17 protein-coding genes and 1 pseudogene are annotated in these 24480 nt (G+C 66.0%); 10 read left to right on the top strand and 8 right to left on the bottom strand.

From position 1 onward, the window contains the following. Positions 1 to 14 precede the first annotated feature (14 nt). On the bottom strand, positions 15 to 3170 hold the full coding sequence (locus IAG41_RS02915; RefSeq protein WP_187727064.1) for a TonB-dependent receptor domain-containing protein: 3156 nt from the start codon (positions 3168 to 3170) through the stop codon (positions 15 to 17). 329 nt (positions 3171 to 3499) lie between these two features. On the opposite strand from IAG41_RS02915, the gene IAG41_RS02910 reads away from it, so the two are divergent. The 3 genes from IAG41_RS02910 to IAG41_RS02900 all read left to right on the top strand — a co-directional run bounded on the left by IAG41_RS02910 (position 3500) and on the right by IAG41_RS02900 (position 7241). Beyond that, complete coding sequence (locus tag IAG41_RS02910; protein ID WP_187727063.1) at positions 3500 to 5656, top strand: alpha/beta hydrolase family protein; 2157 nt, start codon at positions 3500 to 3502, stop codon at positions 5654 to 5656. A 339-nt stretch (positions 5657 to 5995) separates the two neighbouring features. Next, positions 5996 to 6475: a hypothetical protein gene (locus IAG41_RS02905; protein ID WP_187727062.1), complete on the top strand. Its 480-nt coding sequence runs from the start codon at positions 5996 to 5998 to the stop codon at positions 6473 to 6475. Positions 6476 to 6671: 196 nt separating this feature from the next. Next, positions 6672 to 7241 carry a hypothetical protein gene (locus IAG41_RS02900; protein WP_187727061.1) on the top strand — a complete coding sequence of 190 codons (570 nt, stop codon included), beginning with the start codon at positions 6672 to 6674 and terminating at the stop codon, positions 7239 to 7241. Between the two features lie 72 nt (positions 7242 to 7313). Here IAG41_RS02900 and hutC read toward each other — a convergent pair whose 3' ends face one another. Further along, positions 7314 to 8072: a histidine utilization repressor gene (gene hutC, locus IAG41_RS02895; RefSeq protein WP_187727060.1), complete on the bottom strand. Its 759-nt coding sequence runs from the start codon at positions 8070 to 8072 to the stop codon at positions 7314 to 7316. A 100-nt stretch (positions 8073 to 8172) separates the two neighbouring features. Further along, positions 8173 to 9534, bottom strand: coding sequence for a formimidoylglutamate deiminase (locus IAG41_RS02890; protein WP_187727846.1), 1362 nt, complete (start codon positions 9532 to 9534; stop codon positions 8173 to 8175). Positions 9535 to 9640: 106 nt separating this feature from the next. Between IAG41_RS02890 and hutI the strand changes: the two genes are divergently transcribed. The 5 genes and pseudogenes from hutI (at position 9641) to IAG41_RS02870 (ending at position 15438) form a co-directional block, all read left to right on the top strand. Further along, the gene (hutI, locus tag IAG41_RS02885; protein ID WP_187727059.1) at positions 9641 to 10849 is read left to right on the top strand and encodes an imidazolonepropionase; all 1209 of its coding nucleotides are present in this window, start codon (positions 9641 to 9643) and stop codon (positions 10847 to 10849) included. Continuing rightward, positions 10846 to 12387, top strand: a complete 1542-nt coding sequence (hutH, locus tag IAG41_RS02880) for a histidine ammonia-lyase (RefSeq protein ID WP_187727058.1) — start codon at positions 10846 to 10848, stop codon at positions 12385 to 12387. The genes hutI and hutH overlap by 4 nt, the downstream gene beginning before the upstream one ends. Next, positions 12380 to 13186: pseudogene (gene hutG, locus IAG41_RS22910) on the top strand (N-formylglutamate deformylase); the annotation flags it as partial. The gene hutH and the pseudogene hutG, both read left to right, overlap by 8 nt. A 21-nt stretch (positions 13187 to 13207) precedes the next feature. Beyond that, complete coding sequence (gene hutU, locus IAG41_RS02875) at positions 13208 to 14878, top strand: urocanate hydratase (protein WP_222950533.1); 1671 nt, start codon at positions 13208 to 13210, stop codon at positions 14876 to 14878. Next, positions 14878 to 15438, top strand: a complete 561-nt coding sequence (locus IAG41_RS02870) for a HutD family protein (protein WP_262408428.1) — start codon at positions 14878 to 14880, stop codon at positions 15436 to 15438. Before hutU ends, IAG41_RS02870 begins: the two co-directional genes overlap by 1 nt. Before the next feature lie 14 nt (positions 15439 to 15452). Here the strand turns inward: IAG41_RS02870 and IAG41_RS02865 are convergent, their stop codons facing one another. The 5 genes from IAG41_RS02865 to IAG41_RS02845 form a co-directional block, all read right to left on the bottom strand. Beyond that, entirely contained in the window at positions 15453 to 16592 is a 1140-nt protein-coding gene (locus IAG41_RS02865; RefSeq protein ID WP_187727845.1) for a pyridoxal phosphate-dependent aminotransferase, read from the bottom strand. 86 nt (positions 16593 to 16678) lie between these two features. Continuing rightward, positions 16679 to 19267 (bottom strand): M14 metallopeptidase family protein, encoded by a 2589-nt coding sequence (locus tag IAG41_RS02860; protein WP_187727055.1) that lies wholly within the window; start codon positions 19265 to 19267, stop codon positions 16679 to 16681. 191 nt (positions 19268 to 19458) lie between these two features. Further along, positions 19459 to 22056 carry a bifunctional lysylphosphatidylglycerol flippase/synthetase MprF gene (mprF, locus tag IAG41_RS02855; RefSeq protein WP_187727054.1) on the bottom strand — a complete coding sequence of 866 codons (2598 nt, stop codon included), beginning with the start codon at positions 22054 to 22056 and terminating at the stop codon, positions 19459 to 19461. Further along, positions 22026 to 22430 carry a DUF2147 domain-containing protein gene (locus IAG41_RS02850; RefSeq protein ID WP_187727053.1) on the bottom strand — a complete coding sequence of 135 codons (405 nt, stop codon included), beginning with the start codon at positions 22428 to 22430 and terminating at the stop codon, positions 22026 to 22028. Before IAG41_RS02850 ends, mprF begins: the two co-directional genes overlap by 31 nt. Continuing rightward, positions 22427 to 23197, bottom strand: coding sequence for an AcvB/VirJ family lysyl-phosphatidylglycerol hydrolase (locus IAG41_RS02845; protein ID WP_187727052.1), 771 nt, complete (start codon positions 23195 to 23197; stop codon positions 22427 to 22429). The genes IAG41_RS02850 and IAG41_RS02845 overlap by 4 nt, the downstream gene beginning before the upstream one ends. Positions 23198 to 23421: 224 nt before the next feature. Here IAG41_RS02845 and IAG41_RS02840 point away from each other — a divergent pair, with 224 nt between their 5' ends. Together IAG41_RS02840 and IAG41_RS02835 are read left to right on the top strand one after the other, a co-directional pair. Beyond that, entirely contained in the window at positions 23422 to 24342 is a 921-nt protein-coding gene (locus IAG41_RS02840; protein WP_187727051.1) for an alpha/beta fold hydrolase, read from the top strand. Beyond that, on the top strand, positions 24339 to 24476 hold the full coding sequence (locus tag IAG41_RS02835) for a hypothetical protein (RefSeq protein WP_187727050.1): 138 nt from the start codon (positions 24339 to 24341) through the stop codon (positions 24474 to 24476). Before IAG41_RS02840 ends, IAG41_RS02835 begins: the two co-directional genes overlap by 4 nt. The last annotated feature ends 4 nt before the right edge of the window (positions 24477 to 24480 follow it).

The following is a 24480-nucleotide window of genomic DNA, read 5'->3' as shown; positions in this document are numbered from 1 at the left end:
CGGGACCAAAGCATTCAGAACTTGTAGTTGAGCGACACCGTATAGCGGCGTCCCAGCAGATCGTAGGCCGATACCGCGTCATACGGGAATGGCGGCGGCGTATCGAACAGGTTGGTGACGGTGAGGCGCATCGTCGCCTTGTCGAGGATCCGCTGCGACAGGCCCAGGTTGAACAGCCACTGGCTGTCCAGCTCCAATATGTCGCGGCTGTCGGCGTTGAACAGGATGTCGTACTTCGCCTTGCCGGTATAGTTGGCCTGGACGGTCATCCCGAAGCCACCGTCGCTGCTGAAGGCGAGGTTTGCCTGGCCGCTATATTTGGGCGTCCCGATCTCGCCGGCCATCGGATCGACCGTCACGCCGTTGTTCGATGAGCGCAGCGTGTCGAGGTAGAAGAAAGACCCGCTGAAATTGAGCCGCCCGCCCACACCGATGCCGTCGAGCGGGAGCATATAGTCGACCTGCGCGGTCAGCCCCTTGAACTCGATGAAGTCGCCATTGACGAAGCCGGTACGAATGCCGGGATTGGCGGGATCGCTGGCGATCTGGCCGTTGACGTTCGGATCGCTGCTATGGACGCGGGTGAACTGGCTGCAGAAGCTGTTGCCCGCATCCGGATTGCTCAGATCGAAATCCGGATTGTCGTAACAGCCCTCGGCGATGTTCGCCGCGGTCAGCGAGGCGATGTTGCCGGTCACCTTGATCCGGTTCCAGTCGACCGCCGCCTGGAAGCGCGGGATGAAGCGCGGCCGCAGCACCACGCCGAACGTGTAGCTGTCCGCGACCTCGTTCTGCAGGTTCGGGTTGCCGCCGGTCCGTCCGGGTACCGCCGAGGTGCGCGCCAGCGAGCTGAAGGTCTTAGGATCGACGCCATAGGCCTTGTAGAAGGCGTCGCAGTTGCGCTGCCGGACGCTCGGGTTCGAACCGCTGCCGATATTGGCGATGTCGCACGGATCGGGGAAGAACGACCCGGCATTGGTCTGCGGCGTGAACAATTCGACGATCGACGGCGCGCGGAGCGAGCGGGTGAAGTTGCCGCGGAACTCGATGTCCTTGATCGGGCGGTAGCGGCCGCCATAGGTGTAGGTCCAGAACCCGCCATTGACCGAATTGTCGACGTAGCGGCCCCGGCCCTCGACGGTCAGGCTGTCGATCAGCGGCACATGATTGTCCGGCGAAATCAGCGGAATCAGAACTTCGCCGAAGACCTCGTTGGTATGGAAGCCGCCCTGGTTGCCCGCGATCGCGGCGCCGCGTCCGCGCCCTGCCACCTGGAAGGGATCGGGGGTGAACTGGCCATATTCGCGGCGATGCTCGAAGCCGATGTTGAAGCCGACCGGCCCCGACCACAAGGTGACCAGATCGGACGAGCCGAAGTTGATGTTGTACACCTCCTGCTCGATCACCGACCGGGCCGTCGACTTGTAGTTCACATAGGCGACCGCCCCCGGGCTGAGCCGGCCCGGACCGAACGGATCGAGCGCGACGCAGGCGCTGTCGGCGACCGGCGTGACCCCGCCCGGCGCCGCGTTGACGATCGGGTTGGGATTGCAGTTGTTGATCGCATTCACGAACTTTTGCTGATCGAGCAGGATCTGGTGGAAGAACCCCTCGGTGCGGCCGTAATTGGCCGAGGCCTCGAAGGTGAAGGTCTTGCCGAACGCGTGGAAGTCGCCGGTCAGCCCCGCCACGCCGCGATAGACATCGGTCTCGGACGACGCCGCGCCGTTGGTGATGTCGACGAAATCGCGCGAGAGGTAGAAATTGTTGACGCCATAGCCCGCGAGCACGCTCTTGGCCTGGGCGTTGAGCCGGGGATCGTTGATGTTGAACAGCAAGGCGCTGTTCACGCCGCCGGGGAAGAGCGGTGAGTTGTACACCGGCTGGTCGATCACCTCGCGGCCGATGCCGTGATAATAGGTGCCCTCGAAGAACGCCTTGATGTCGGAGGTGATCTCGTAATCGGCGTTCAGATTGGCGGTGTAGCGCTCGAGATCGTTGGTGAGCGGGCGCGTGTCCGCCAGGTTGAAGCCGTCGCCGCCGCTGCCATAGGTGTTGCCGAACGGCATGCCGGGATTGAACGGCACGATATTGCCGCTCGGATCGAACTGGATCCGGTTGAGGCCGCCCGCGCCGAAGCCCGCGGTGCTGCCGTCGGTGGGATTATAGGTCTGGAAATTGGCGGGGGTCGATCCGTTCGCCGGGATGTAGGGCAGGATCAGGCCCCAGGTGGATTCGGTGAAGATGCGCGTGTTGCCGATCAGCACCGTGTTGGGGATGCCGTCGCTGGACCCGCCATTGTACGGAACCCCGGTGTTGATGCGTCCGTCGGTCCCCGGCGTGCGGCCGGGGATGCGCGTCTGGGCCGAGCCGGCGGTCGGGTTGGTCTGGAAGGTCAGCCCGGCGGCGGCGCGAGCGCGGTCGACCGCGCGCAGGCCGTCGCTCCGGTCCCAGGAGCCGCCGATCATCACATGGCCCCGGCCCTCGGGTCCGAACTTGAAGCCGGCGATGCCCGAGAGATTGGCGCGGAAATTGTCGCCGCGATCGCTGATGCCGCTCAGGCCCTGGAGCTCGACGCCCTCATAGTCCTGCTTCAGGATCACGTTGATCGTGCCGGCGATCGCGTCCGAGCCGTAGATCGGCGCGCCGCCGATCGCGACATTCTCGATCCGCTCGATCATCAGCGGGTTGATCACGTTGAGATCGACCTGGAGACCGGCGGGGTTGCCGAGTACGGTCGGCGCGTTGGTCGAGACGAAGCGGCGGCCGTTGACCAGGGTCAGCGTGCGCGCGGTGCCTAGGCCGAACTTGTTCACGAAATTCTGGCTGACGCCGTAGCTGCTCTGGCCGCCTTCGGCATTTTGCGGGACGCCGAAGCCGGGCTGCTCGTTGAGCGCGTCGGCGACGTTGGTGAGGCCGCGGGCGTTGAGATATTCGTTCGAGACCACCGTGACCGGCTCGAGCGAGTCGAACTCGGCGCGCTTGATGCGCGAACCGGTGATGACGATCTCGCCGCCGTCCTGGACTTCGCCCGCGCTCGGCGTGTCGGTGACCAGCGAACCGTCGGATTGCGGCGCCTGGGATTCCGGGGAAGCTGTCTGCGCCCAGCTTACGGACGGCATCAGCAACGCCAGAGTGAGAACGCTTGCCGAGATCAATCGGGTCTTCATCGCTTATCCCCTGTTTTGTTTCCACTCCCTGCCTGCGTCCGGTCCCCGCGCCTGTTTGCGACCCGTGGGGTTCTTATTTGTATAGACAATTCGTAACTCGCGTTTCACCGCGTTGCAACATTGAATTTGCGCGATGTGGCAAGATATTTCATCCCGTGGGACACAAGACGCTGAAAAAGATTGTCAAATGCGGCAAATCAGCAACAATCTTGCCCTCCGAAAGCCAAGAATGCGGCGTCGCACCATTTTTTTGTATAGACATTTAACCGCGGCCATAGGAGATTAAACGCTGCGGGGCGGGACGCTCCGGGCACGAGGGGAGCGCAACGATGATCCTGAATCACAAGACGACCAGCCGATTCGCCGCGCGGCACGCATGGGCGTGCTTGTTGCTGGCCGGCGCCGCGATCGCCTCGCCGGCAGCCGCGCAAACCGCCGCCCCAGCCGCATCGCAAAGCGCGACCAGCCCCTCCCCCGCCGTGCTGGCGGGCTTCCCGATGAACGATGAGATCCGCACCAAGGTGCGCGCGATGCGCGGCCTGGCGGTCTCGCCCGATGGCAAATCGGTGCTCGCCGGGATCACCGACACCACGGCGGAGGGCGGCCTGCCGCATCTCTGGCTGCTCGGCCCGGACGCCAAGCCGCGCCAGCTCACCTTCACGCGCTCCGGCGACCGCGGCGGCGAGACCAGCGCGCAATTCTCGCCGGACGGCAAATCGATATTGTTCCTCGCCACGCGCGACGGCGCGCGCTCGCTGTTCCGCTTGCCGCAATCGGGCGGCGAACCCGAGCGGTTCCAGATCACCAAGAGCCAGAAGGGCGAAGTCGCCGGCGGCTGGGGCGGTGCGCTCAAGAAGGACAATCTGGTCGCGCCCGGCGGCTATGCCTTCTCGCCCGACGGCAAATATCTGGCACTGTGGGGCGACGATCCCGAGGACCCCGCGATCAAGGCACGCAAGGAGCGCAAGGACGACGGCTACAATCATGAGGAGCCGGAGGCGCACACCTTCCTCTACATGGTCGACATCGCCAGCGGGGCGACGCGCCCGGTCAAGCTCGACGGCAAGTTCAACGACCTGGAATGGTCCTATGACAGCGTCGACATGATCGTGACCACCGATCCGCGCTCGGACCTGACCGGCCCGGACAGCAGCTTCTGGCAGGTCAACCCGGACACGCTCGCCGCGACGAAGCTCGATCTGCCCAAGACCGCCGGCGGCGTGGCGTTCCTCCCCGGGCGCAAGCGGATGGTCTTCACCAACCAGTGCCTCGAGGACGCGCCGCCGCGCTGCAACGACCTCTACGTCAAGGATCTCGCCACCGGCCAGGTGAAGAACCTCACCCCCGGCTTCGACGGCGACATCCCGGAAAACTACACGGTGTTGCCGAACGGCGATCTCGCGCTGACGATCTCGACGCATATGCGCTCCCGCCTCGCGACCCTGTCGACGACGACCGGCGCAGTCACCTGGCACGATTTCGGCCTGCCCGTCGCGAGCCCGGTTTCCACCAACGGCAAGCTCTCGGCCTGGGCGTTCATCGGCACCGGCCCGACCGATCCGAGCACGGTGTTCCTCGCCTCCAAATGGGGCGCCAAGCCGGTCACGCTCGAAGCGCCCGCATTGATGCCGTCGACCTGGGCCAAGGTGCCGTCCAAGCTCGTCACCTGGCAGAATGAGGGGCTGACGATCGAGGGCATGCTCTATCTGCCGCCGAACATCGCCCCGGGTACCAAGATCCCGCTGGTGATGAGCATCCATGGCGGCCCCGCCGGGCGCTTCCAGGACGATTATTCCGCCGCGATCCAGATGCTCGTCGCCGAAGGCTGGGCGGTGATGCAGCCCAATATCCGTGGCTCGACCGGCTATGGCGCCAAGTTCCTCGGCGCCAACAAGAACGACCTGGGCGGCGCCGATTATCGCGACGTCATGGCGGGCGTCGACATGCTGCTGAAGAACTATCCGATCGACGAGTCCAAGATGGCGCTGATCGGCTATTCGTACGGCGGCGAGATGGCCGGCTTCGTCGTCGGCAAGACCGATCGCTTCAAGGCGATCGTCTCGGGCGCGCCCGTCATCAACCAGTTCAGCGAGTACGGCACCGAGCGCGGCACCTTCTACGATCGCTGGTATTATGGCCGGCCCTGGGACCATTTCGCCGATGTCTGGCGCCAGAGCCCGATCTCGACGGTGATGCACGCCAAGACGCCGTTCCTGTTGCTCCAGGGCGAGGAGGACGTCACCGATCCGCTCGGCCAGTCGCTCGAAATGTGGCGCGCGCTCAAGCAATATGGCGCACCGGTCGCGCTGATCGTCTATCCGCGCGAGGGCCATGGCGAGACCGGCGGCAGCTTCCGCTCGCTGGTCAGCATGGAGCCGTGGCACGGCATCGACCTGCGCCGCCGCATGTTCGGCTTCCTGCGCGCCGCCTTCGCGGGCGAGCCCGATCCGCTCGCCATCGCCCGCAAGGACGTGCCGACGCCCTGATCGCCTTGCCCTCCCTGTCCGCTGCAGGGAGGTGGGATGGATGCTTCCCGCACCGGAATCCCGCGGGAAGCATCCATTCCTTCTAATGATCGAGATTGGTGGTTAGCAGGCGTTCGGCCTGCGCCGCCGAATGGCATCTGTTGGGCGGAAGCTGCTTGTCCGCTTTTCCGATCAAGAGCCAATAAAACAGACATTGGTCGCTGCATTGCGCGTAATTGCCGCAGCTCCAAGATTCCTGCGCATCCGTTGCGGTCTTACGTCCGGGGTGTGTTCGCGCCGGCCAACCGCTGCTATCGTCGCCTTGCAATCAAGTTGCTGGCTTCGTGCAGGAGACACACCGTGAGCCTACGCCTTCTGGCGCTCATTTTCGGATGTATTGTCGGGCTGGCGCTGTCCGTGGCGCATGCGACGCCTTCCGACGATCCGGTCCTGGGGACCTGGCGGCTGAATGTGGCCAAGTCGCAATTCACCCCCGGTCCGGGGTGGCAGAGCCAGATCCGGGTATACCAGGCCATTCCGGAAGGGGTTGCGGTCACCTGGACGGGCGTTGATGCCAAAGGCGAGAAGATGCAGGTCAGCTACACCTATGCGTATGACGGGCGCGATTATCCGATGCTCGGCTCGGCAAGCTACGACACGCTGAACGCCGTGCGCATTGATGCACGGACGGTGAGATCAGAGGAAAAGAGGGACGGCAAAACGGTGGGCGTTGCCATGCGAACGGTCTCGCCGGATGGAAAAGTCCTGATCATCACGGACGAGGGCACGACCAGAAAAGGTCAGAGGTTCTCACAGCTACTGGTGTTCGACAGGCAGTGACGCCTTTCAGCCCGCATGACGGCCGACGCATCATGAACGGCTCGGTTTGGGCGCTTAGCGGTCGTTCACCCTCCGACCTTTGAACGGCGGCAATGGCGCGCTGTTGCCGAGATCGCTTCCGGCCCATAAACGCCACGAGGTTGGTCGCGAGCGGAACTATCGCTATTCGCCAGCAGCGGCGTGGAGGGGGCACTTCATGGGCATGTTCGAATATGTCGTCGTTCTGACCGGTGTCGTGATCGGGCTTGCGCTTACGCACCTGATGCAAGGCGTCGCGAGAATCATCGAACAACCCGATCGGGTGCGCGTGTGGTGGGTCCACCTTGGCTGGGTCGGCTATATGTTCGTCAACGCGGTATTTTGGTGGTGGTGGGAGTTCCGCCTGCGCCTGATCGTGAGCTGGTCGTTTCAGCTTTACGCCTTCGTCCTGGGTTATGCCTTCCTCGTTTATCTGATTTGCGCAGTGCTCTTTCCCAGCGATGTTGCGGCATTCCGGGGCTACAAAGAGTATTTCATCGCACGCCGGCGGTGGTTCTTCGGCATGCTGATCGCATGGCTGGCAATCGATCTTCTCGACACCTGGGCGAAGGGTTCGACCTATTTCGCATCGCTCGGAATCGAGTATCCGATTGCTCAGGCCGGCCTTGCGCTGGTTTGCCTTCTCGGCTTCCTCAGCCCGCGGGAACGCGTCCAGATCCTGGTCCTGTTGCTCGTCATTGCCTATCAAGCTTCGCGGATCGTGCGTTTTTTTGACGTCGTGCAATAAGCCGCTTGGTCGTCGTGCTTGGTCCCATACGCTGCCGCCTCAACCTGTAGGCGAAAGCGGCCACGCCGCCGATCACTCGCCGAAAACATCCCCATCGGTCCGGGTCTGCGAGACGAAGCGCGCGGTCAGGTCGAAATTGTCGCCGTGGAAAACCATGCGGACATAGGTGATCGATTCCTTCTCGCGCCACGTCCAGCGCTCAAGCACCAGGCAGGGCTTGTCCTGCCGCACCTTGAGCAGGGCCGCCTGCTCGCCCGCCGCCGCCGCGGTGATGCGGTGTTCGGCCTCGGTCCAGGGCACATGCGCGAGCAGCCAGCTTCCCGGCGGCGTCTCCGAGAAATCGGCATCGGCGGCTGACGGCACTGCGCTCAGGTTTATCAGGCGGTCCTCGGTCGCATAGGGCTTGCCGTCGGCCAGGTGGAGGCAGTGCAGCGACAGGAGCTTGCCGTGGTGCGGGATCTTCATCGTCGCGCCGCCGGCCGTGTCGGCGCCGAGCACCGCCTGGCCGATCAGCTCGAGCCGATAGACATGGCCGCGCTTCTCGATCTCCTCGCGGATATCGGGGATCTCCAGCGCCGCCATATGGATGCGCGGGCGGGTGACGAACGAGCCACGCCGCCGCTGGCGCGAGATGAGCCCCGCGGCGGCGAGCGCCGACAGCGCCTTGTTCACGGTCATCCGCGAACAACCATAGCGCTCCATCAGCTCATGCTCGAACGGGATGCGATCGCCCGGCCGGAGCACCCCCGACATGATCTGGCTTTCGATCGCGACGCGTATTCTCTGGTAGAGCGGCCCGGTCTCGACCTCGGGGCGTCTAGGCTTGATCATCGGCGAATCCGATCGTCATCCAAGCCCGTGCGAAATCGCAATATCATCTAGCCCCCGAACCGATGGTCGACATGTAGTGGAAAGCAGCCGGCAACATAGGTCAAGCGTTCTCGGTCAGGCTGCGCAGCGCCGAACCATAGCGGCGCGTCACCGCATCGCGCGCGATGTGCCGCCCGCCCCGCACCCATTGCCGCCCGCCGCGCCACACCCCGTCGATCATCCCGCGGCTGTCGGCGAACAGGAACGCATCGAGGATCGCGTCGTCCGAGCGTCCAGCCAGCGTTGGATGAGAAGCGTCGAGCGTGAAGAAATCCGCACGCCCGCCCGGCGCCAGGCCCAGCCCGTCCACGCCCAGCGCCTGCGCGCCGCCGCGTGCTGCCCGATCGAACAGCAGGCGCCCGGTCGACGGGCAATCGTCGGTCGACAGCAGGTTGCGCCCGCGCTCGGCCAGCCGCTGCGAATATTCGAGGCTGCGCAGTTCCTGCGCAAGATCGATCAGCACGTTCGAATCCGATCCCACGCCGAACCGCCCGCCGGCCTCGAGGAAGGCGCGCGCCGGAAATATCCCGTCGCCCAGGTTCGCCTCGGTGATCGGGCAGAGCCCCGCCACCGCGCCGCTGCGCGCGATGCCGCTCAGCTCCTCGGACGTGACGTGGGTGGCGTGCACCAGGCACCAGCGCGCATCGACCGGTGCATGCGCTAGCAGCCATTCGACGGGCCGTTGCGCGGTAAAGGCCAGACAATCGTCCACCTCGCCGGTCTGCTCGGCGATATGGATATGGATCGGCCCGTCGGCGCCGATCGCAACCGCCGCCGCCAGCAATTCGGGCGGTGCCGCGCGCAGGCTGTGCGGCGCGACGCCGACGATCCCACCGATCGGCGCCACCGCGCGCCGCGATGCCTCGACCAGCCGCGCATAGCCGTCGGCGTCGTTCACAAAGCGTCGCTGCTCCGGCTTGGGAGGCGTGCCGCCGAACCCGGAAGCAGCATACAGCACCGGCAGCAGCGTCAGCCCGATCCCGGTCTCCGCTGCCGCCGCCGCCAGACGCCCACCCATCTCCGCCCGATCGGCGAACGGGGTGCCGCCCCGGTCGTGATGGACATAGTGGAACTCGCCGACCTGGACGAACCCCGCCTCCAACATCTCGACATAAGCGAGCGCGGCGATCGCCTCGATCTCGTCGGGGCCGATCGTGTTGGCGAATCGGTACATGATGTCGCGCCAGGTCCAGAAACTGTCGGCGCTCGAACCGCGATGCTCGGCCATCCCCGCCATGCCGCGCTGAAAGGCATGACTATGGAGATTCGCCACGCCCGGAAGCGCGATGCCGTACCGCTCGTCGCCCGGCTCCGGATCGGCGCCGGCCACGATCTCGTCGATGCGTCCGCCCTCGACGGACATGCGGACCCTGTCGGCCCAGGCCCCTTGCAACAACGCCGTTTCGAACCAGAAATGCCGCATCGAATCCAACCTCAAACCGCCGTTCCAACGGATATCGAACAATAAATGTATAGACATTTTCGCCCGATATCCTAGAGCAGGGATATCAGGTTCTTGGGGGTCATGCGTGCAGGTCGAACGTCTCTGGAGCAACGCCAGACTCGCTACGCTGCGCGCCGATCTGCCCGGGCTCGGAACGATCGAGGACGGCGTGATCGCCTGCTCCGGCGACCGCATACTTTATGCCGGGTCGCGCGCCGATGCCCCCGCTTTCGATGCCGAGGCCGAATGGGATCTGGAGGGCCGCTGGGTCACGCCGGGGCTGGTCGATTGCCACACCCACTTGGTCTATGCCGGCAACCGCGCGCGCGAATTCGAGCTGCGCCTCGCCGGCGCCAGCTATGAGGAGATCGCCCGCGCCGGCGGCGGCATCGTCTCGACCATGACCGCCACCCGCGCCGCCAGCCGCGACGAACTGATCGAGGCCGCCCTGCCCCGGCTCGACACGATGCTGGGCGAAGGCGTGACGACGGTCGAGATCAAGTCGGGCTATGGCCTGTCCGAGGTCGACGAGATCAAGATGCTCTCGGCCGCGCGCACGCTGCCGACGCTGCGTTCTGTCCGCATCGCCACGACCTTTCTCGGTGCGCACGCGCTGCCCAGCGAGTTCAAGGGCAATCCCGAGGCCTATATCGACCTGGTCTGCGCCCGGATGATCCCCGGCATCGCCGCGGCCGGGCTCGCCGATGCGGTCGATGCGTTCTGCGAAGGCATCGGCTTCACGCCCGCCCAGGTCCGGCGCGTCTTCGAGGCGGCCAAGGCGAATGGCCTGGACGTGAAGCTCCACGCCGAACAGCTCTCCAACCTTAACGGCGCCGCGCTCGCCGCCGAGTTCGGCGCGCTGTCCGCCGATCATCTCGAGCATCTCAACGAAGCCGGCGTCGCCGCGATGGCCGAAGCGGGCACGGTCGCGGTGCTGCTGCCCGGCGCCTTCTATTTCACCCGCGAGCATCTGCACCCGCCGGTGGATTTGCTGCGCAAGGCAGGCGTCCCGATCGCGATCGCCACCGATTGCAACCCCGGTACCTCGCCGCTCACCTCGCCGCTGCTCGCGATGAACATGGCCGCGACCCTCTTCCGCCTGACCGTCGACGAATGCATCGCCGGCATGACCCGAGAGGCCGCCCGCGCGCTCGGGTTGCTCGGCGAAATCGGCACGCTCGAGGCGGGCAAGGCTTGCGACCTCGCGATCTGGGACGTCGAGGAGCCGGCGGAGCTGGTCTATCGCATGGGGTTCAATCCCCTGCATGCGCGCATCTGGGGAGGCCAGGCATGACGATAACACTCGAACCCGGCGCGGTCCCGCTCGCGGACTGGCACGCCATCTATCGCGGCGCTTCCGCCACGCTGAGTCCGTCCTGCCGCGCAGCCGTTCAGCGAAGCGCGGATGTCGTCGCGCGCATCGCCGCGCAGGACAAGGCGGTCTACGGCGTCAATACCGGCTTCGGCCTGCTCGCCAGCATCCGTATCGCGCCCGCCGATCTGGAGACGCTCCAGCGCAACCTGGTGATCTCGCACGCCGCGGGCGTGGGCGATCCGATGCCGCGCAATGTGCTGCGCCTGATGATGGCGTTGAAGCTCGCCAGCCTGGGCCGCGGCGCGTCTGGCGTACGGCTCGAAACGCTCGACCTGCTCGGCGCGATGCTGGAGCGTGGCCTGCTGCCGGTCGTCCCCGCGCAGGGCTCGGTGGGTGCCTCGGGCGATCTCGCCCCCCTCGCGCACATGACCGCCGCGATGATCGGTGTCGGCGAGATTGACGCTGGCTCCGGGGCCCGCCCAGCCGCCGAAGTGTTGAACGAGGCCGGCCTGACACCACTCACGCTCGGTGCGAAGGAAGGCCTCGCCCTTCTCAACGGCACCCAATTCTCCACGGCCTATGCGCTTGCCGGCCTGTTCGAGGCCGAGAATTTGTTCGCCGCCGCGCTCACCACTGGCGCGCTGTCGACCGAGGCGGCCAAGGGCTCCGACACGCCCTTCGACCCGCGCATCCACGCGCTGCGCGGGCACCGCGGCCAGGCCGAGGTCGCCGCGATGCTGCTCGCGATGATGCAGGATTCCGCGATCCGCGCCTCGCACCGCGAGGACGACAAGCGCGTGCAGGACCCGTACTGCCTGCGCTGCCAGCCCCAGGTGATGGGCGCGGCTCTCGATCTGCTCCGCCAGGCCGCGACTACGCTCGCAATCGAGGCGAACAGCGTCTCGGACAACCCGCTCGTCATGGCGGAGGATGGCGAGGTCCTGTCCGGCGGCAATTTCCACGCCGAGCCCGTCGCCTTTGCCGCCGACATGATCGCGATGGCTTTATGCGAGATCGGCTCGCTGTCCGAGCGCCGGCTGGCGATGCTGGTCGATCCCGCGCTCTCCGGCCTGCCCGCGTTCCTCACGCCGCGCCCCGGCCTCAACTCGGGCTTCATGATCCCGCAAGTCACCGCCGCCGCCTTGGTCTCCGAGAACAAGCAGCGCGCCTATCCGGCCAGCGTCGATTCGATCCCGACATCGGCCAATCAGGAAGACCATGTCTCGATGGCCGCGCATGGAGCGCGCCGCTTGATGGCCATGGCCGAGAACACCGGCAACGTCATTGCGATCGAGCTGCTCGCCGGCGCCCAGGGCTGGGACTTCCATGCGCCGCTCGCCGGCAGCCCCGCCGCCCAGGCGGTGCACCGCGAGATCCGTGCATTGGTGCCCGGGCTGGTCGAGGACCGCTATTTCCACCCCGACATCGCCGCCGCCGGCGCGATCGTCCGCTCGGGCCGTCTCGGCGAGATCGTGACCGCCAACGGGGTGGCAATCCCCTCGGTGCTCCATGTCTGACGACTGGCTCGTCGTTCGCCGCGGCGATGCGCCGCTGGTGCTCGGCATGCCGCATACCGGCACGGACATTCCGCACGCGCTTGCCGATCGCTTCGTCTCGCCCTGGCTGGCGCGCAAGGACGCCGACTGGTGGATCGACCGGCTCTACGACTTCGCCGAAGCGCTCGACGCGACGATCGTCCGCACCCGCATCTCGCGCAGCGTGATCGATGTGAACCGCGATCCCAGCGGCGCCTCGCTCTATCCGGGTCAGGCGACCACCGAGCTCTGCCCCACCACCACCTTCGACGGCGAGCCACTCTATCTGCGCGGGCAGGAACCGGACGAAGCCGAGATCGCCGATCGCACCGCGCACTGGTTCGATCCCTATCATGCCGCGCTGCAGGCCGAACTCGATCGCCTGCGCGCGAAGCATGGCCGCGTCGTGCTCTACGATTGCCATTCGATCCGGAGCAATGTGCCGCGCCTGTTCGAAGGCGAGCTGCCGCAGTTCAACATCGGCACCAACAACGGCGCCACCTGCGACGCCGAGCTGGAAGCAGCAGTCGAGCGCCAATGCGCCGCCTCCGGCCTGTCGCTGGTCGTCAACGGCCGCTTCCGCGGTGGCTATACCACCCGCCATTACGGCCAGCCGCAGGACGGCGTGCACGCGATCCAGATGGAGCTGGCCTGCCGCGGCTATATCGACGAGCCGGACGAGACCACCGAGTTCAACTGGCCAACTTCGTTCGATCGCCAGCGCGCCGCGCCGCTGGTCGCGCACCTCACCAAGATCCTCACCGCCGCCCGCGACTGGGCATCCGCACAAGAGAAAGACCGCATGACCACTCGCCTCGACAACAGCCGTATCATCCGAGCACCGCGAGGCACCGAGATCAGTGCGAAGAGCTGGCTCACCGAGGCGCCACTGCGCATGCTGATGAACAATCTCGATCCCGAGGTTGCGGAGAAGCCCGAGGAACTGATCGTCTATGGCGGCATCGGCCGCGCCGCCCGCGACTGGGAGAGCTATGACGCGATCGTCGCCGCCCTCCGCCGCCTCGAAAGCGACCAGACGCTGCTGATCCAGTCGGGCAAGCCGGTCGGCGTCTTCCGCACCCATGCCGACGCGCCGCGCGTGCTGCTCGCCAACTCGAACCTCGTGCCGCACTGGGCGAACTGGGAGCATTTCAACGAGCTCGATCGCAAGGGGCTCATGATGTACGGCCAGATGACCGCCGGCAGCTGGATCTATATCGGCTCGCAGGGCATCGTTCAGGGCACCTACGAGACCTTTGTCGAAATGGGCCGCCAGCATTTCGGCGGCAGCCTGATGGGTCGCTGGATCCTCACCGCAGGCCTCGGCGGCATGGGCGGCGCGCAGCCGCTCGCGGCGGTCATGGCCGGCGCCTCGTGCATCGCGGTCGAATGCCAGCCCTCGCGGATCGAGATGCGGCTCAAGACCGGTTATCTCGATCGCCAGGCGGCGACGATCGAGGAGGCGCTGGCGATCGTCGAGGAAGCACATGCCGCCGGCAAGCCGGTCTCGGTCGGCCTGCTCGGTAATGCCGCCGACATCTATCCCGAGATGGTCCGCCGCGGCATCCGCCCTGACGCGGTGACCGACCAGACTTCCGCGCACGATCCGCGCAACGGCTATCTCCCGCTCGGTTGGTCGCTCGATCAGTGGGACCGGATGCGCGCCAGCGAACCCGAAGCGGTCGACAAGGCCGCGCGCGCGTCGATGGCGGTACATGTCCGCGCGATGCTCGACTTCCACAAGCTGGGCATCCCCGTCGTCGATTACGGCAACAACATCCGCCAGATGGCGTTCGAGGAAGGCGTCACCGACGCGTTCGATTTTCCCGGCTTCGTCCCCGCCTATATCCGCCCGCTCTTCTGCCGCGGCGTCGGCCCGTTCCGCTGGGTCGCGCTGTCGGGCGATCCGGAGGACATCTACAAGACCGACGCCAAGGTTAAGGAGCTGCTGCCGGACAACAAGCATCTCCACAACTGGCTCGACATGGCGCGCGAGCGCATCCACTTCCAGGGCCTGCCCGCGCGCATCTGCTGGGTCGGCCTGGGCGACCGCGACCGGCTGGGCCTCGCCTTCAACGAGATGGTGGCCAAAGGCGAACTCAAGGCCCCGATCGTCATCGGCCGCGACCATCTCGACAGCGGTTCGGTCGCCTCGCCCAATCGCGAGACCGAGAGCATGCGCGACGGCTCGGACGCCGTCTCCGACTGGCCTTTGCTCAACGCTTTGCTCAACACCGCGAGCGGCGCGACCTGGGTGTCGCTGCATCACGGTGGCGGCGTCGGCATGGGCTTCTCGCAGCATTCGGGCATGGTCGTAGTGTGCGATGGCAGCGAAGATGCTGCGCGGCGCGTCGGGCGTGTGCTATGGAATGATCCCGCCACCGGCGTGATGCGCCATGCCGATGCCGGCTATGAGATCGCCATCGACTGCGCGCGAGAGAAAGGCCTCGATTTGCCCGGTATCCTCGGCTGATGCGTCTGCTCCGCGCCGGTTCACGTACTGCAGTGCCATGGCGGAATGGGGGCGGAATGACGACCGGGGTCGCCGCCTGGCCGGTGGGTGCGTTCCTCGATGGTTTCGATTGGCGGATCAGCCTGGCGCGGGTCGATCGCGACGGTCCCTTTTCGACCTTTCTGGGCGTTACCCGCACGCAATTGCTGCTCTCGGGCGGCCCGATCACGCTGGTCGGCCCGAACTGGAAGGCGGAACTCGCCGAGGGCTCCGATCCGGTGACCTTCGATGGCCGTGACGCCGTCGAGGCCAGCGCCCGGAGTCCGGCGACGGTGCTCAACGTCATGACGCGCCGCGCCGTTTACACCCATTCGCTGCAATCGCTGGAACTGGCCGAACCCGTCGACATCGCGGCGGAAGCGGCGGAGCATGTGCTCATTGCCCTGGATGACGGCGTCACTACCGACGCACTGACGCTTGGCGTGCTCGATGCGCTGTGGCTCTCGCCGGGCGACACGGTGACGCTCGCCCCCATCGCCCCAGCCCGCATCCTCTCGATCACGCTGTGCCCGACGAGCTGACGCGACCCTTTGGCCTAGCCAGCGAGCGAGATCCGTTCGAACCAGGGGAAGAGGCGTTCGCATGCCGCTTCGATACGGTCCGTCGACACGGCGAAGCTGAGGCGGATGAAGCGATGGCCGTCGACGGGATCGAAATCGATCCCGGGCGCGGTCGCGACGGCGGTTTCCTCCAACAGCTTCATGCAAAAGCCGAAGCTGTCGTTCGTCAGATGCCCGATATCGGCATAGATGTAGAAGGCGCCGTCGGGCGGCGCGATCCGCCGCAATCCCATCCTTGGCAGCGCCTCGAGTAATATCGCGCGATTGCGGCGATAGGTGGCGAGATGGCCTTCCAGCACTTCCCTTTCATCGAACGCGATTAGCCCGGCGTGCTGCGCCAGGCTAGGCGGCGTCAGGAACAGGGCACCCATGCGCGCCCGGGCCGCATCGATCTGGTCGGGCGGAACGACCACCCAGCCCAGTCGCCAGCCCGCCATGCTGTAATATTTGGAGAAGCTGTTGATCACGAATGCCGCGGGATCCTCCTGCAGCATCGAGCGTGCTGGCGCGACATAGGACAGCCCGTGATAGATCTCGTCGGAGATGATGCGGATACCGCGCCGCCGGCATACCGCCGCGATCGCCGCCAGCTCGGCATCCTCGATGATCGTGCCGGTAGGATTGGCCGGGCTCGCCACGATCAGCCCATCGGGCGCGAGTTCGATCGCCGCGACGGCATCGGCGGTTAGCTGGAAGCGTTCCGCCTCGCCGCAGCCGATCTCGATCGGCACCATGTGCAGCGCCTTCAGCGTGTTGCGATAGGCGACATAGCCGGGCCGGGCGAGCGCCACCCGTGCACCCGGCGCGAAGGCGCAGGACAAGGCCAACACGAAGGCCGGAGACGCGCCGCACAACAGGATCACCTGCTCGGGATCGACCTGTACGCCGTAGCTTTCGTGATAGTGGCGGGCGATGCGCTCCTTGAGCGCCGGGCTCTCCCAATAACCCATCCCGTCGGAATCGAGCACATGATGCGCGCGGGCGATCGCTGCCGGCGGGGCCCCGGTCGAAGGCTGGCCGAACTCCATGTGGATCACCGGCTCGCCCGCCGCCGCCATGCGATGCGCGAGGCGGCTGATGGCGATGGCATGGAAGGGATCAATCGTCGCGGTCATCGCACCGCGATGGCCCGACACCGCCAATATCTCAAGGCCCGGTGGTGCGAATTCGGGGGCGCCCTCACGGCGCCCCCGTCATCGTCTCAATGCGCGTACATCAGGTTGAACAGCAGCTTGTAGTTGCCGTGCGACTGGCCGCGCCATTGCGGCTCGAAGCCGTAGAGGTAGATCTTGCCCTTGCCATACGGCACTTCCATCGCCGCGGCCTTGCCCTGGATCTTCTCCGGGTGGAGCAGCACGCCGCTGCGCAGCGGATTGCCGCTCGCCGCATAGGACGCCAGGATCTTGCCGTTGAACCCGGCCTTGGGCGTAAAGGCCGGGCTGCGCTCGAACATCACGATCGGATTCGCCGGCATTCCCGCCGTCGCTGCCGTGGCCGGATCGAGCACGAGCTGGAGCAGCGCGCCAGAACAGAAGAACTCGTCGCTCTTCACACCCTTCAGGATGTTGGTCACCGGCAGGTCGAACAGGTCGATCACCGCGTCCGAGGCGTTGTTCATCGCGATCAGCGTACCGCCGTCCGAAACGAACTTCTTGAGCGCCGCGCCGCCATCCTCGCCGATGCCACCGGCATAAGGCGCGGGCACGTCCTTCACGTCATAGCCGTTGACCAGCGAGCCCACCGGACCGCGCCGCACCGGCGCCGCGCCCGATACCGGCGCCGTCGTCGCCGCCGCCACCTGGCGGCCACCGCTGATGTCCGGCAGCACGATCGTGTCATACTTGCCGGCAAGCCCCGCCTTCACATCGGCGTTGTAGACGCTCTTCGCGCCAAAGCCGTATTGCTCGAAGATCCAGCGCGTCCAGCCCTCGTCGATGTTCGAGCCCCAGGGGCGATAGAGCCCGACGCGCGCCTTGGTGACCTTCGTCCCCATCGGCGCCTGGCCGACCGCGGTAGCAGTCACGCCCAGTGGTGCGACGATCTTCTCGAGCTTTGAGCGGTCGATCCCCGAGACCACGATCGAATCGTCCGATCCGGTCGAGAAGCTCGCCTTGCCGCCGGCCGCGAGCACGGCGTTCAGCACCTTGAAGCTGCCATTGACCTTGCGGCTGAGCACATAGCTGCCCCCCTGCCCGGTCACGCCGCCCGCCGGCGCATCGGCCTTGGCGACCTTGACCAGCGCATCGGCAAGCCCGGCATCGAGCGGCGTCTTCACCGCATCGACCTTGACGCCCATCTGCATCGGCAGCGTCCAGCCGGTCACGTCATAGGGCAGATCCACAGGCTTGCCGTCGCCGTCCAGGATCGCGTCGGGATATTTCTGCGGCTCGAACAGCTCCTTGGCGAGCCCCGCAAAGGGCTGCGCCATCAGCACCACGAACGAACCCGCCGGATAGCTGGTCCCGCCGATCGTCGCCGGGCTCTTGAGCTGGTGCACGTCGAGCCCATGGCTGATCATCAACTGCGCGAGCGACGCCGCCTCGGGCATGTCGGTCTGGCCCGAAGGAATGACGTACGCGAACGGCCCTTCGGTCGAATAGAGCTTCATCGCATCGCGGCCCGCCTGGTAGCGGTTGTACAGCAGCGTCTCGCGATATTTCTGCGCGGTCTCGAGCACCGACATCGACGCGGTGACCATATAGTCGACCGAATCCTTCAGGTGCCACTCACCACCCTTCCAGGGGTCCGGATACCAGATCTGCGCCTTCAGATCTTTCATGTTGTCCGGGAAGTCCTTGACGTCGTACGTCTTGGGCGTGGCGCTGTCGTGCGCGGTCTCGGTGAAGAACGAGATCGTGTTGCGGAAGACATGGATGTAATCGAGGAAACCCGGATACCAATTGTCGAACCGCGCCATCGCGATCGCGCCCGGCTTCTGCTCCTTCTGGAAGCGGGCCATCATGTTGGTGCCGATCGCATTGGTCCAGATGCGCATGTACGGGCTGATGTTCGACGAGATCGGATCGGCGAAGGGCGGCATCCAGATGCGCGCGGGGAACGGCGCGGTCTGGTGCTGCGAATACCAGATGACCGGCGAATATTCCTGCTCGGCCGTGTTCACCGCGCGGCTCTCGATCATGTTGAGCATATAGCCGTCGCGGTTGTTGTCGTGCCCGACATACTCCTGGTACAGCCACGGCATCCGGCTCGTCTCATAGGGCGTGCCGAGATATTTCCGGTACCAGTCGACGATCATGTCCTGGCCGTCCGGGTTGAGCGTCGGCCACAGCACCAGGATCACGTCGTCCAGGATCTTGTCGATCTCGGCGTCGTTCTTGGCGGAGAGCAATTTATAGGCGAGCGCGATCGGCAGCTGGTGATCGGCCACTTCGGACGCGTGCATGCCGCCGTCGATATGGACGATGATCTTGCTGTCCTTGGCCAGCGCCTTGGCCTCTACGTCGCTCAGCCCGCGCGGATCGCCCAGGCGGCGCGACACTTCCTTGTAATGCTCGAACTTGGCGACATTCTCGGGCGACGAGATCACCGCATATTCGAAGGTCTTGCCCTGCGTCGTCTTGCCCGCAGTGAACATCTTGATGCGATCGCTCGACGCGGCAAGCTTGTGGAAATAGGCGACCTCTTCCTCGTAGCGCGCGAGATAGCGATCCTCGCCCACATCATGGCCCAGCACCGCTTTCGGCGTCGGCACTTCCTGCGCGACGGCGATGCCGACGCTCATGGTCATGGCGATGGCGAGAATGGCGACCCCAGTCTTCAACTTGCGCATTTGCTCTGTCTCCCTTTGCCCGTGGATCCCCTGCGCATGCGCAAGATCTTGTCCGATGCGGCACCGGGCCTTGCGGGAGAACCGCACGGCCCGGTTACACGGCGATCTTTTCGCTCATGCAGCATCCTAGCCGCGCAATTTGTATATACAAGAAGGAAAATCGAGGATCGATTATATCAATGCGGAGATGCTCATCCGCCCACCAGCACGGCGAGATCGATCAGCGCGCGGGGCGCAGAGAGCCCCGGCGAGGTGCCGATATAGCGCGGCACCCAGGTGGGTCCGAATTTCGACTTGAACGCGCGTAGGCCCGAAAAGCCGTAGAGGCGCTCGCCATGGCCATAGACCGCCGCGCCCAGCCGCGACCAGATCGGCGCCAGCGGCCCGCCGATCAGCCCCGACAGCGGCGCCAGCCCCAGGTTGAAGCGCGCATAGCCCTGCTCGGCGCCGTACTGGAGCAGCCGCACGAACAGGAAGTCCATCGTGCCGTTGGGCGTCTCGGGGAGATGCCGCATCATGTCGATCGACAGTTCCTCGCGGCTCGGCGTCGCCCAGATATTGGCGAAGGCGACGATCGCGCCGTCCTGCCGCAGCACCGCGCAATCCGAACGCGAAAGATAATCAATATCAAAGCGTCCCAGGCTGAATCCCTTCTCCGCTCCCGGCTTGCGCGCCAGCCAGGCGTCGGAAACGCGCTGGAGCTCGGCGGCATGGTCGCGCACCTGCTCCGCCGGGATAACCTCGAAGCTGATCCCGGAGGCCAAAGCCTTGTTCACCGAATGCCGTAGCGACTTGTACGCTGCGCCCGCGAGCGCATACCCGGCGCGCAGGTCGACCACCGCCTCCTCGCCATATTTCATCGGCTGGAGCCCCAGCTCGACGACGAGCGGCAGCATGTCGATGCTCACCTGGAACAGGCACAATCGCCCGCGTGCGGCATCGCAGCGGCGGCGCAGCTCCCAGATCAGCTCGGGCCAGGCCGCCGCCGGCCCCACCGGATCGCCCATCACGATCCAGGTGCGCCCCTGCACGCGATACATCAGGAAGGCGTCGCCGCAGGTCGAGACCAGAAAGTCCTTGTCGCCGGTGAAGGCGAGCATCGCGTCCGCCCGGGGGGATGCCGCGATCGCGCGCTCGGCCACGTCCTCGGGCAGCGTCTCGCCGCGCGCGTTGGAGGGCGAGGCCGACATCAGCCGCCAGAACGCCCATACGCCCACCAGCATCGTCGCGCCCAGCGATGCGCGCAGGAAGCGCGGCGCATTGCCCCGCCACGCGAAATCCCACCACAAGGCATCCGAATAGGGCACGTGCTTATAGGCGAAGAAACCGGCCCAGATGCTCAGCGCCAGAGCGATCAGCGCCGCCGCCCACCACCAGCGCGCCAGCGGCGCGGCGCCGATCCCGGTCGTCCGGTAAAAGGCCGGCCGGCTATATTGCAGTAGCCCGGCGACGGTCAGCAGCACGATCGCCTCTTCGTAATCGAAGCCCTTGAGCAGCGAGAACAAGGCGCCCGCGAGCAGCAGTGCCCGCCCCGCCAGAAACCCGCTCCGGAGGCGCGCCTGCAGCGCCGGTGCGGTCAGCAGCAGCGCCGTCCCCACCAGGCTCGCCACGAAGTGCGATCCCTCGACAAAGGGCAGCGGCAGCAGTTCCTCGAGCGAGAGCATGCGGCCATGCACGCCGGGCAGCGCGCCCGAGACGAGCAGCACGATCCCCCCGCCGAACACGAGCAAGGCCGCCAGCGAGGGCGCCAGCGCCTGCCCCACGCTCTGCGCCGCCGAAAGTCCGGCCACGAGCGGGTGCCGCAGCCGATGCCCCTCGAGCCCGACCATGATCCCGCCGGCCACGCCGAGCGGCAGCAAATAGTAGATGACGCGGTAGAGCAGCAAAGCCGCGAACAGGTCGCTGTTCGCCAGCGGCACCAGCGCCAGGATCGTCGCCTCGAACACGCCGACGCCGCCCGGTACATGGGTGATCATCGCGACGATCACCGCCAGCGCATAGGCAAGGAAGAAGGTGCCGAACAAGGCCGGATCGGCATGCGGCACCAGCACGAACAGCGCGCCCGAGGCACAAGCGAGGTCGAACGCCGCCACCGCGATCTGCGCCAGCATCGTGCGCGCGCCCGGCAGCGGCATGGTCGCGCTGCCGACCCGCAACTCGCGCAAACCCCGCGCCCGGAGCGTGATGACTAGGCCGATCCCCGCGACGAACAGGGCACCCAGCACGTGCTGGGCCGCCCGCCCGATCGTGAATACGCCGATGTCGATCGGGCTGTGCGCCAGCATCAGCGCGACCGAGGTGACCGCGAAAATGCCCGCCCAGAACGTCCCCGACGCGATCAGCGTGATCCGTGCGACATCGGCGAATTCGAGCCCCGCCGCCGAATAGGCGCGCAACCGCGCCGAACCGCCGGTGAACAGCGACAACCCCAGATTGTGGCTGAGCGTATAGCTGGTGAACGAAGCGAGCGCCGCCGTCCGCCATTTGAGCCGCTTGCCGATCGTCCGCACCGCAAACCAGTCGTACAGCGTCAGCGCGAGATAGCTGCACCCAGTCAGCCCCAGCGCGATCGCGATCCGGTCGAAGCCGATCGCATGCAGCGCGTGGCGTACATCCTTCAGATGCACTTCGGCCAGGATCGTGCGCAGTGCCTCGAATCCCAGCAGCGCGACCGCCAGGATCGCCAGCCCGATCAGCAGACGGCGGTTGCGCTTGGCAAAGGCGGCGATGCGGCCGCCGGGACGGGCGGCTGCACCGGTCAGAGCCGTGTCCAGTCCTGAGACTTGCATAGGAACCCGGCGATCAGGCAGCCCGAGATGCGCAACGTGTTCGGCGCGGGCTGGACGATATGCGAAGAGAAGCTGCGGCCCATGTCGGGCACATAGACCGTGCCGGACCAGTGGCCCTGGCCCGTCGGCCGATAGTCGCGCAGCAATTCGGTGCCGATCAGATTGGTCACGCCGGCGTCGCGCGCGTCCGCCAGCGCCTCGGGCGTGGCGGAGACGATCTTCCCGCACAGCTCGCCGCCGCATTGCTCTACGCGCACCGCGATCGTGCGCTTCGGATTTTGCCAGGTGCCGATCGGCGTCGCGACCGTCGGCGGTGCGGCATAGGCGGCCGTTGCGGCGCATATCAGCAGGAACGGCAGGGCGAATGCTCTCATTGGGATGGCTCCATCGGGGCTGGAATCAAGGTGCCGAGCGAAGCGAAGATCGTTCGCACGAGCAAGTCATGGTCGTTCTGCAGGAAATGCCCGCCGGGGAGCGGAATCCGCCGCACATTGGGGCTCAGCAGCAAGGGACACAAGCTGTCCGTCTCCGCTTTTCCCCAGATGCAGGTGAGCGGCACCCAGTCGAGCTTGCGCGCACTCGATGCGTCGGCATCGGGCGTGCCCGTATAGGCGATGTTCGTGGGGTCGGCCCGGAAATAGGCGGTCTCGCCGGGCACGACGAGCACGACCGCGACAACCCGCGCGCGCAGGTCCGCGGGCAGCGACACCAAGCCGACCCGCACCATGTCGGCGCCGAAGGACTGGCCGAGCACGATGATCTTCTCCGCGCCGGTGCGCATCAGCGTGTCGCGGATCGCGTTGGCGACGATCGCATCGACTTCCTCGCGGCTGCGGTGCCGCGCAAAGGCGGTCGACGAGCTCACGCCCAGCACCGGCACGCCAGCCTTGGCCAGCGCACCCGCGACATAGGGGCCCATGCCGAAGCGCAGCCCCATGTCGCCGGAGAAATAGACGGCGGCGACCGGCTTGCTGCCGTCCTCCATGCCGAACAGATGGACGGGGTCACGGTCGAAAAAGCCGGCGACCGCATAGAGGATCAGGATCGCGCCGGCCAGGAAAGCAACGACCAGCGCCGTCCGCCCCTTCCATCCCCGCGGCAGGATTCTTAGACGGCGCGGCGCCTGGGCATTTCGAATCATCGCTTCGTCCTCACTAGGCGCGTCGGAAACAATATTGATCCCGCATGTCCGCTCGGTTTCGCTCCTCGATCGCGCGCGCTACCCCTCCCCACATGAACGGTTGATAGACGAACGCCATGGCAGCGAACATGTGTGGAGCGATGGTCTGTTACAGTCACACCTTAGGATAATGGCCACGCGGCGGGATGCGCTTAGGACGGAGGAAACCAGAGGGAGAGTTCATAATGCGCCTGATCCTGTCGGCAATTCTCGCCTCCCTGTTCGCGACGATGCCCGCCCTCTCCCAGAATTTCGATTTTCCTCCGGGCTTCAAGACGCAGGACATCGCCACCAACGGCGCGACGATCCATGTCCGCAGCGGAGGCAAGGGGCCGGCGGTGGTACTGCTCCACGGCTATGGCGAGACCGGCGACATGTGGATCCCGATGGCCAGGGATCTGGCGCGCGATCACTTCGTCATCGTCCCCGATCTGCGCGGCCTCGGCCTCTCCTCGAAGCCCGCGGGCGGCTTCGACAAGAAGACCCAGGCGGGCGACCTCGCCGGCGTGCTCGCCGCGCTGCACGTCACCCGGATCGATCTGGTCACGCACGACATCGGCAACATGGTCGGCTTCGCCTTCGCCACCCAGCATCCGGAGCAGGTCCGCGCCTTCGCATTGATCGATGCGCCGATACCGGGCGTCGGTCCGTGGGAGGAAGTCCTCAAGAACCCGTTGGTCTGGCACTTCCGCTTCGGCGGGCCGGACATGGAGCGCCTCGTGGCGGGCCGCGAGCGCATCTATCTCGATCGCTTCTGGAACGAATTCTCGGCCGTTCCCGCCCACTTCCCCGAAGCCGACCGCCAGCATTATGCCGCGCTCTACGCGATGCCCGGCGCAATGCATTCGGGCTTCTCCCAATTCGGAGCCTTCGATCAGGACGTGATCGACAATCGTGCCTGGCTCGCCACCGGTGCGCGGCTTCCCATGCCCGTGCTCGCGGTCGGCGGCGAGACGTCGTTCGGCCCGTTCATGGCCGTGATCATGCGCGCCGCCGCAACCAACGTGCAGGAGGCGGTCGTCCATAATTCGGGCCACTGGATCATGGAGGAGAACCCGACCGAGACGGTGAATCTCGTCCGCGCCTTCCTCGAGTCCGTCAAATGAGGGTACGCGTCGGGCTCGCCGGGCTCGCCACGCTCTTGTTTGCGGTGATCGTCCAGGCGGCGATCAGGCCCGAGCAGCTGCGCCTCACCTTCCGCGATACGCATTATGTCGAAGCGCGCGCCACGCCCCGTTGAACTG

Source organism: Sphingomonas sp. JC676, from assembly GCF_014489075.1.
Lineage (GTDB): Bacteria > Pseudomonadota > Alphaproteobacteria > Sphingomonadales > Sphingomonadaceae > Sphingomonas.
Note: the sequence above shows the minus strand (reverse complement) of the source record. Positions and strands in the feature narration are given on the sequence as shown.

Bases quoted from the DNA above. Each gene is read 5' to 3' on its own strand.
- IAG41_RS02850 (WP_187727053.1), bottom strand. From the start codon at position 22,430: ATGAGAGCATTCGCCCTGCCGTTCCTGCTGATATGCGCCGCAACGGCC.
- IAG41_RS02890 (WP_187727846.1), bottom strand. From the start codon at position 9,534: ATGCGGCATTTCTGGTTCGAAACGGCGTTGTTGCAAGGGGCCTGGGCC.
- hutC (WP_187727060.1), bottom strand. From the start codon at position 8,072: ATGATCAAGCCTAGACGCCCCGAGGTCGAGACCGGGCCGCTCTACCAG.
- hutH (WP_187727058.1), top strand. From the start codon at position 10,846: ATGACGATAACACTCGAACCCGGCGCGGTCCCGCTCGCGGACTGGCAC.
- IAG41_RS02915 (WP_187727064.1), bottom strand. From the start codon at position 3,170: ATGAAGACCCGATTGATCTCGGCAAGCGTTCTCACTCTGGCGTTGCTG.
- IAG41_RS02835 (WP_187727050.1), top strand. From the start codon at position 24,339: ATGAGGGTACGCGTCGGGCTCGCCGGGCTCGCCACGCTCTTGTTTGCG.
- IAG41_RS02840 (WP_187727051.1), top strand. From the start codon at position 23,422: ATGCGCCTGATCCTGTCGGCAATTCTCGCCTCCCTGTTCGCGACGATG.
- hutU (WP_222950533.1), top strand. From the start codon at position 13,208: ATGACCACTCGCCTCGACAACAGCCGTATCATCCGAGCACCGCGAGGC.
- IAG41_RS02870 (WP_262408428.1), top strand. From the start codon at position 14,878: ATGCGTCTGCTCCGCGCCGGTTCACGTACTGCAGTGCCATGGCGGAAT.
- IAG41_RS02900 (WP_187727061.1), top strand. From the start codon at position 6,672: ATGGGCATGTTCGAATATGTCGTCGTTCTGACCGGTGTCGTGATCGGG.
- IAG41_RS02910 (WP_187727063.1), top strand. From the start codon at position 3,500: ATGATCCTGAATCACAAGACGACCAGCCGATTCGCCGCGCGGCACGCA.
- IAG41_RS02865 (WP_187727845.1), bottom strand. From the start codon at position 16,592: ATGACCGCGACGATTGATCCCTTCCATGCCATCGCCATCAGCCGCCTC.
- IAG41_RS02845 (WP_187727052.1), bottom strand. From the start codon at position 23,197: ATGATTCGAAATGCCCAGGCGCCGCGCCGTCTAAGAATCCTGCCGCGG.
- mprF (WP_187727054.1), bottom strand. From the start codon at position 22,056: ATGCAAGTCTCAGGACTGGACACGGCTCTGACCGGTGCAGCCGCCCGT.
- IAG41_RS02860 (WP_187727055.1), bottom strand. From the start codon at position 19,267: ATGCGCAAGTTGAAGACTGGGGTCGCCATTCTCGCCATCGCCATGACC.